Source organism: Achromobacter veterisilvae, from assembly GCF_900496975.1.
Taxonomy (GTDB): Bacteria; Pseudomonadota; Gammaproteobacteria; order Burkholderiales; family Burkholderiaceae_B; genus Achromobacter; species Achromobacter veterisilvae.
Window position 1 is genome coordinate 22963 of the sequence record NZ_UFQC01000055.1, and the last position, 7462, is coordinate 30424.

General features: G+C 64.0%; 8 protein-coding genes. All 8 read left to right on the top strand.

Going from position 1 to position 7462, the window contains the following annotated elements; all coding sequences use genetic code 11:
• Window positions 1–850: 850 nt before the first annotated feature.
• Complete coding sequence (locus AVE30378_RS29980; RefSeq protein WP_129246473.1) at window positions 851–1597, top strand: hypothetical protein; 747 nt, start codon at window positions 851–853, stop codon at window positions 1595–1597.
• A 118-nt stretch (window positions 1598–1715) separates the two neighbouring features.
• Window positions 1716–1928, top strand: coding sequence for an AlpA family transcriptional regulator (locus AVE30378_RS29985; RefSeq protein ID WP_129246476.1), 213 nt, complete (start codon window positions 1716–1718; stop codon window positions 1926–1928).
• Between the two features lie 42 nt (window positions 1929–1970).
• The gene (locus AVE30378_RS29990; protein WP_129246478.1) at window positions 1971–2846 is read left to right on the top strand and encodes a ParA family protein; all 876 of its coding nucleotides are present in this window, start codon (window positions 1971–1973) and stop codon (window positions 2844–2846) included.
• Complete coding sequence (locus AVE30378_RS29995) at window positions 2830–3090, top strand: hypothetical protein (protein WP_129246480.1); 261 nt, start codon at window positions 2830–2832, stop codon at window positions 3088–3090. The genes AVE30378_RS29990 and AVE30378_RS29995 overlap by 17 nt, the downstream gene beginning before the upstream one ends.
• Window positions 3083–4747: a ParB family protein gene (locus AVE30378_RS30000; protein WP_129246482.1), complete on the top strand. Its 1665-nt coding sequence runs from the start codon at window positions 3083–3085 to the stop codon at window positions 4745–4747. The genes AVE30378_RS29995 and AVE30378_RS30000 overlap by 8 nt, the downstream gene beginning before the upstream one ends.
• A 15-nt stretch (window positions 4748–4762) precedes the next feature.
• On the top strand, window positions 4763–5323 hold the full coding sequence (locus AVE30378_RS30005; RefSeq protein WP_129246484.1) for a DUF2857 domain-containing protein: 561 nt from the start codon (window positions 4763–4765) through the stop codon (window positions 5321–5323).
• Window positions 5324–5326: 3 nt separating this feature from the next.
• Complete coding sequence (locus AVE30378_RS30010; protein ID WP_129246486.1) at window positions 5327–6589, top strand: STY4528 family pathogenicity island replication protein; 1263 nt, start codon at window positions 5327–5329, stop codon at window positions 6587–6589.
• Window positions 6590–6920: 331 nt separating this feature from the next.
• Window positions 6921–7462 (top strand): PFL_4669 family integrating conjugative element protein (locus AVE30378_RS30015; protein WP_129246488.1); only part of this gene is annotated, 542 nt, incomplete at its 3' end.

Below are 7462 nucleotides of genomic sequence, written 5' to 3' on the forward strand. Positions count from 1 at the left end.
CCCTTTTCGAATCTGGAGCGGGAAACGAGACAGGCACTAGGGCGCTAAATCCTTGTTTCCCAATCACTTTCTCCGCCGCCGTGAGCAGCGAAGGCCTGAATTATAGCCTTGTTTTTCGCCCTCGGCAACAGAGTTCATCCAACAACTTCCATCAGCGTCCAAGGACTGCTATCCATCCGCTGACACCGGACGCAGAACACATCGCTGCCAGAGCCCCGCCGCTGCAACGCCGTTGGCACGCCCAGGTCTTCTTGCGTCAGGAATGGCATCAGCATCGAGCGTTGAGACCGCGCTTGGTTTGTTGATGCAGTGCGCACCACAGCCCAAGGCTGGTCGTGATGAAGGTCATGCGGCGAGCGAAGAAAGATGGGGCGCATGTTCACATCGCCTGGTCGGCTGGCGACCGTGTGGGAGCGACGCGCAACAGCCTCAAACTAGCCACAGCCCATGATCGCTGGATGCTATGTCGATATATCAGGATGCCGGAACAAGCATCACACGCGTGGTTTTCTCTACGTCACTCTGGACGTTGAGCAACGACGGCGACCGCAGCGCGACTTGTGAAACCGTAGGGATATCAGACCATAGCGAATCGGTCTTGATCGGCTTGACGCACCCCATGACGCTGGCACCGTGAGCGCCATTGTCGAGCGTGCTTCTTCCTTTGTTACTCGACGGGCCGGCAACTGGTCGATTCTTGCACATCGAGCAAGACAGGACCACCTGTGCGGATGCCACGATTTCTTCCGCCCACGTTCCAGGGCATCAGCCTCAGGCATAACGACACAACAGCCCTTGGCAGGGCAAGAAAGGAGCCGGTGATGTAGCGCTTCCGAAAGGAGACGAAAGCATGCACAAGGAGCCACCATTATCAAAGGTGTTCTATCGTCCTATCGAAGCTGCCATACGGTGGGCTGGGTTGTTGCGGTACAAGGCGTCGATCCTCGCGTCGATCGCATCACCGCGGTGCCTGCCGCAGATGTTGGACTGCCCTCGATGGAACGAGTGTCGGCTGTACTCGGAACGCATCTACGACGGCATCCTCAACTCGGAGCTGCCCTTCGGCAAGGAAGGGATCACGCTCAACGACCCCGAGCTGGTGAGTTCACCCGATCTGACCGTCCGCCACGTCGATCTCAAACGCTGGATGCGCACCCACTATCCGGAGCATCGGCCCGGGTTCCTGTTCAGCCGCAGCGAGCGCATGGCGCATCCCTTCATTACCCTCGAAACAGGACAGGCGATCCTGGTGGAGCGGCTGGCTCTGCAGGCCGCGCTGGACCATAGCCGGCGTGAGATGCGCGAACTGCAAGCGCAGCACGAAGCCTTGCTCAAGCAGTCCGCCGTGCTCCTGGCGTCCACGCAGTGCGCGATCAGTGATCGAGCAGAGACCACGTACCTGAACATCATCGGCGGCATGCTGACGCTGATGCTGGGTCAATCTCCATCGGGCGTGCCGTACTCCAGCTTCAAGACGCAGGAGGCCATCGTCACTGCATTGCTCGCCCACTATGGCGGCACCATGGGCATCACGGAGCGAACCTTGAACGGCAAGTTCGCCAATGCCAGGAAGAATGTGCGTAGCGCAGCCGCTTGAATTCTTCCATCTTGTATGTGCAGTCGCGGAGATTGCATTTGCAATGTTTTTCCGCAGCCATGTCTATTGAATAGAGGTCACGCCAACAAACGCCACTGAGCGTTCAGGAGTGACCGCCATGTCGCAAGCACCTGTACTGCCCCCTTACGAGCGCCGCATCCTGCGGCTCGATGAAGTCGAAGCGAAGTCCGGCTTCAAACGCGCCCACATCTACAACCTGATGAAGAAGCGGCAGTTTCCACAGGCGTTGCGCCTTGGCGTGCGCGCGGTGGGCTGGGATTCGGTCGAGATTGATCAGTGGATCACCGAACGCCTCAACAACCGGACCTGACCCGCTCCCCCTCGGATTTCCCATCGCCAAACGGAGAGCGTCATGCAGGTTGTATCCATCATCTCAACCAAAGGTGGCGTCGGCAAGACGACCACGGCCGCCAACCTCGGCGGGCTCGCCGCGGACGCGGGCCTGCGCGTGCTGCTGCTCGATCTCGACGTGCAGCCGACCCTGTCCTCCTACTACGAGCTGACCCACCGCGCACCCGGCGGCATCTATGAACTGCTGGCGTTCAACGAGCGCGCCCTCGACCAGCTCGTATCCCGCACCATCATCGCGGGCCTGGACCTGGTGCTGTCCAACGACCACCGAGGTGAACTGAACACCTTACTGTTGCACGCGCCGGACGGACGCCTGCGGCTGCGGCATCTGCTGCCGACGCTGGCGCCGCTCTATGACTTGGTGCTGATCGACACGCAGGGCGCGCGCTCGGTGCTGCTGGAGATGGCGGTGCTCGCATCCGACTTGGCGTTGTCGCCCGTGACCCCGGAAATCCTCGCGGCCCGCGAGTTGCGGCGCGGCACTATGCAGTTGCTGGAGGACATCGCGCCATACCGGCACCTCGGCATCGAACCGCCATCCCTGCACCTACTCATCAATCGCGTCCACCCCGTATCCGCGAATGCGCGAATGATCCAGCAGGCACTGCGCGACCTGTTCCAGGACCATGCCGGCATCCGCGTGCTGGGCTCCGACGTGCCGGCCATCGAAGCCTATCCTCGCGCAGCGACCCGCGGCCTGCCCGTGCATCGCGTCGAGCATCGCCAGCCACCGGGCAGAGTTGCGCCCGCTGCGCTCGACACCATGCGCGCGCTCGCCGGCGAATTGTTCCCTCAATGGCAAGACAGATTCGCCCTCGTGTCCGGTCGTCCTCCACGTTCTATTGAAACCGGGAGGCCCCATGGCGAACGCACATGAACTGGCCCGCGGGCACAAGCGGCTGCGCACTCTGATCGAGTTTGCGGTGAGCGAAGGCTGGCACGTCAAGCGCACCCGGGGCGGACACCTCAAGTTCACCAAGGTCGGCTGCGCCGCCATCTACACCAGCTCGACCGCGAGCGACTACCGGGCAAACCTCAACGCCCGTGCGCAGATCCGCCGAGCCGAGCGCGAGGCGCGTATGGCCCGGCCCGCCAACGCCGAGGGATGCGGCCATGGCTGAGATGACCTCCCAGGACATGGCCGGCAAGCTGCTTGCCGCCGGGTTCGAGCGCAGCGGCCCATCGGCCACGGCCTTGAGCGACCCGATCGCCGACACACCGATGGTCGTGACGCTGGACCAGTTGCGGCCCTACGACCACGATCCCCGCAAAAAGCGCAACTCGGCCTACGATGAAATCAAGGCCTCCATCCGCGAGCGCGGCCTGGATGCGGCGCCAGCCATCACACGCCGTCCTGGCGAGGCGCACTACATCATCCGCAACGGCGGCAACACGCGCCTGGCAATCCTGCGCGAACTCTGGGCAGAAACGAAGGACGAACGCTTCTTCCGCATATCGTGCCTGTTCCGGCCGTGGCCTGCGCGCGGAGAGATCGTCGCGCTGACCGGGCATCTCGCGGAGAACGAACTGCGCGGTGGCCTCACATTCATCGAGCGCGCCCTGGGCGTCGAGAAAGCGCGCGAGTTCTATGAGGAAGAAAGCAGCACCACCCTGAGCCAGTCCGAACTGGCCCGTCGCCTGGGCGCCGACGGCTTCCCCGTCCAACAGTCGCACATCAGTCGCATGGCCGATGCGGTGCGCTACCTGCTGCCCGCGATCCCGACCGTGCTCTATGGCGGCCTCGGCCGCCACCAGGTCGAGCGGCTGTCGGTCATGCGCAAGGCCAGCGAACGCACGTGGGAGCACTATGCCAAGGGCCGCTCCCTGCCGCTGGACTTCGACAGCTTCTTTCTGGAGGTGCTGTCGCAGTTCGACGCCCAGGCCGATGAATTCTCGCCGCAGCGTGTGCAGGACGAGTTGATCGGTCAGATGTCCGAGCTGCTGGGCATCGACTACGACGTGCTCGCCCTGGACCTGACCGAATCCGAGAGCCGCCACCGCGCCCTGGTCAGCGACCCAACCCCGCCATCGGCGCCGCCGGCATTGCCTGAGCCTGGGGCCATCGCACGGCCGCCGATCGAACCGGCACCGTCCCCCGCTACAGCAGGACCTTCTGCAGGCCACTCTGCCGCAGCGCCGACAAGGCTCCAGGACGATGCGGCACCGAGCGAGGCATCCGCAGCCCGCCCTGCGGCAGCGGCTGGCGACCTGCTTGACGAGCACATCATCTCCCCGGCACCCACGACGGAGCGGCTCCAGTCCATCCAACGCATGGTCGCCGACCAGTTAGGCGATGCGCTGCCGCCCGACTTCTCGGCCAACGTCTTGCAGTCGATTCCCGTGCAGGTCGGTGGCCTCTATCCCATCTCGGACATCTGGCATATCGACCCTGGCCTCGATACGCCCGACCGCCTGCGCATCCACATCGCGCAGTTCGCGCGCGAGATCGCGGGCGAGGCCGATCTGGACGCGTGTGTCGAGGATCGTCCTGATGGCATCGGGTTCGCGTGTCGTGCCCCGGCCCAGGCTTCGTCGCCGCTCGCACGCGCCGTGCTCGCGTTGCTGGTTTCCCTGGCCGGTCAGCAGCCCGGCGACGTCGGCTTGGACAGCGGGCAACTCATCGTCGACCTGCCAGCGCTGTTGCACGGCCATGGCCAACGTCATGACGACGGGGCCCGGCAATTGAGCGACACCGCGCTGGTCAAGCTGTTTCGGCTGCTGCGGATGGCCCGGCGCCTGCTGGATCTGGAAGCCGGCGCTGTCGGTCCTGGGACCTGAGCGAGGGAGGCCCGCATGTCCGCACCGAACCCACTCAACCAGGCCGTCATTGCGCAGGCGCTCTACGACCTGCGCAACGGGCAACTGCGCCGCTGCAAGGCCATGGGGTTCGGGGAGGAAGAGTTGGATGCGCTCAAGCATCCCGCGCTGATCAGCGTGCTGGCCAATGCCAGCGTCTCGTGGTGCTCTGTCTCGGTGAACCGGGAAGTGCTCCGGCGATTGCTCCAACAGGCGCAGGACGTGGAAAAGGAGATCGCCACCGTCGATCGCATGCTGCGCCTGGGGGCCAGTACGGAAATGGTGAGCCGCTTCTACGGCCTGACACATCAGGAAGTCGCGCTTCGACGCGAAGTTCTGGGCCTGCCCAAACGCAAGGGGCGCCATCCGGTTCTGGACGAGGAGCAGGACACCGAGCTGTGGCGGCGCTGGAAGGCCGTGACCAGCAGCAGGAATGTCGAGCTGGAGGATGAGACCTCGGTTCTTTATGCGGCAATGGACCTCGCCGAAGGCATGGAACTGCCGCTGTCGGTGATCTGGGCTGCGATCAAGAACTGGATCGATCAGGGATTGGGCTGAATCATGGCCGTGGACGACGCTGCACCAAGAGCACCACGCCAAGGCCCTGTCGCCCTCGCTGATCTGTTCGACAGCGCGCTAAAAGACCTTGCGCCGAACCCTCGCCCGCCAGCCCCCGCGCCCACGCCCGCTCCGGCATCCGCATCCGCAACGTCTCCTGTGTCCGCAACCGGCGACGGCTTCCTTTTCAGCGGCAATCGGCACGAGAGCGTGCCGCGACGGCTGTTCCTGGACCGACGCCTGACGCCGCTGGAGCGCAATGCCTGGCAAGTCTTCCGGATGATGCTCAACGAGGATGGCGTCACGGCGTTTCCGACGTATGAGCAACTTCGCCCGTGGCTCGCGTCAATGCCCTGCGCCGGACAGGCCTCCCACGAGACCGTGGCACGGGCGCTGACGCTGTTGCGTCTGACGCGCTGGTTGAGTCTCGTGCGCCGCAGGCGCGACCCCAAGACCGGGCGCATCCTCGGAAACCTCTACGTCCTGCACGATGAGCCCCTGACCCCGTTCGAGGCGATGCAGCTCGACACGGACTACTTGCAGCTCGTCAGCCAAGCCCTGGGCCATTCGGCCAGGGCCGTTCAGGTCGTGGGCTTGCACACCCTCAAGGAGATCGCCGAAGACCCGTTGCTGTCCGGCCGCACGCTGCCCTCGCGACTGCAGGTCCTTGCCGAACGCCTCGCAAACCAGGGCATCGGGCCGCAGAAAAGTTATCCACAGGAGGACACGGTTCACGATTCCGAAGAAGGGGCACTGAGCCTTCTTCGGAATCCTGATCAGCCCTCTTCGGATTCCGAAGCAGGGCCGAAACCCGCGTCAGACGGCGCTCTTCGGAATCCGAAGCAGGACCGTACTGTACGTAGTAGTCGTAATAATGAAGTACGTACTACCGCGCGTGAGCGTGGGCAGGTGCGCGCGATGCCGGGAGTTCGTCTGCCTGATCGCTTCCTCGGCTTGAAGGATGAGCAGCAGGCCGGCGCCATGGTGGCATTGCAGCAGGTCGATGCCCCGCTACGCCAAGCCGTGCTGGACGAATGGGCGGATCGCTGTCGTGGCAGCACCATCCGCAACCCGGCAGGCTACCTGTTCGGCATCATCCAACGTGCCATCCGTGGCGAGTTCAACGCCTGGGCCAAGCAGGCCGGGTCAACACCGCCACCTGCCCCTGCACGAGATTCACCGCCTGAGCCACCGCGCAATGTGGTTCCACCCGAGGTAGCCCGGCAGCACATCGACCGGCTGCGCGACCTTCTGCGCAGTAGCTGAGCGCGACGAGCGACAAGGGCGTGAAGCAGACGTCGATGGCCGTCAGTAGAGCTATCCCCAGGGGATAGATGTACTACAAGGTGTAACGCCGACCGGCGCGGCCTGGTACTTCCGTCCACGGGCCCGTAATGGCGTCGGTTTCATGAGCGGCCCGCACCATCCGCGCGAGCAGCGCTCCATGGCGTTTGATGGAGCTATCCCCTGGGGATAGCTCGTGCCAGAGGCCACCGTTGCCAGGACAACCGGGGACTGGTTCATTTCGGTTTGTTGACTGACTGCCTTCCGCTGCGTGCCGATCCTGACCGCTCCTTTTCCCAAGCGAGCGGACACCATGGCAACCAACGAACCTCTGCAACTCAATCTCGGCTCTTTGCGCAGCGCGATGTCGCTGACGCTTCACACCCACCACGCCTCGCGCATCTGGCATGGCCGCGCCGCCGCCGAGGGGCGACCCGGCATTGTCGGCCTGAACGGCTACATCGCCGTGATGAACAAGATGAAGCGCGGCTCGGAACAGGACGACCCGTACAGCGACTGGTGGATGTTGCGCATTGAGGAAAAGCTCGACCAGACCAAGACCACGCTGCAATCGCTGCGCGAGCAGGTGGACCAGGCACTGGCCGGCGTGCCTGCGGCGTTGAGCCTGGGCGAGAACCTCAACGTGCAGCCGGTGAAGCTCCCCTTGTTCGTGAACGCGCAGCTCGGCTTTGCCGCCGTCTATCTTCTGGCCGACTACGACGACATCGCCCGCAAGCTTATCCTCGCCCATCACACCGCACTGATCGATCGCTCGACATTGGAGCGCTGGCTCAACGAAGGTGCCCACGCGCTGCGCAGCCTGTTCAGCCTGGCCCAGCAATACCGCTACTCGGG

Excerpts from the sequence above, each read along its gene's own strand:
- AVE30378_RS29985 (WP_129246476.1), top strand. The coding sequence starts at position 1,716 with ATGTCGCAAGCACCTGTACTGCCCCCTTACGAGCGCCGCATCCTGCGG.
- AVE30378_RS29980 (WP_129246473.1), top strand. The coding sequence starts at position 851 with ATGCACAAGGAGCCACCATTATCAAAGGTGTTCTATCGTCCTATCGAA.
- AVE30378_RS30000 (WP_129246482.1), top strand. The coding sequence starts at position 3,083 with ATGGCTGAGATGACCTCCCAGGACATGGCCGGCAAGCTGCTTGCCGCC.
- AVE30378_RS29990 (WP_129246478.1), top strand. The coding sequence starts at position 1,971 with ATGCAGGTTGTATCCATCATCTCAACCAAAGGTGGCGTCGGCAAGACG.
- AVE30378_RS30005 (WP_129246484.1), top strand. The coding sequence starts at position 4,763 with ATGTCCGCACCGAACCCACTCAACCAGGCCGTCATTGCGCAGGCGCTC.
- AVE30378_RS29995 (WP_129246480.1), top strand. The coding sequence starts at position 2,830 with ATGGCGAACGCACATGAACTGGCCCGCGGGCACAAGCGGCTGCGCACT.
- AVE30378_RS30010 (WP_129246486.1), top strand. The coding sequence starts at position 5,327 with ATGGCCGTGGACGACGCTGCACCAAGAGCACCACGCCAAGGCCCTGTC.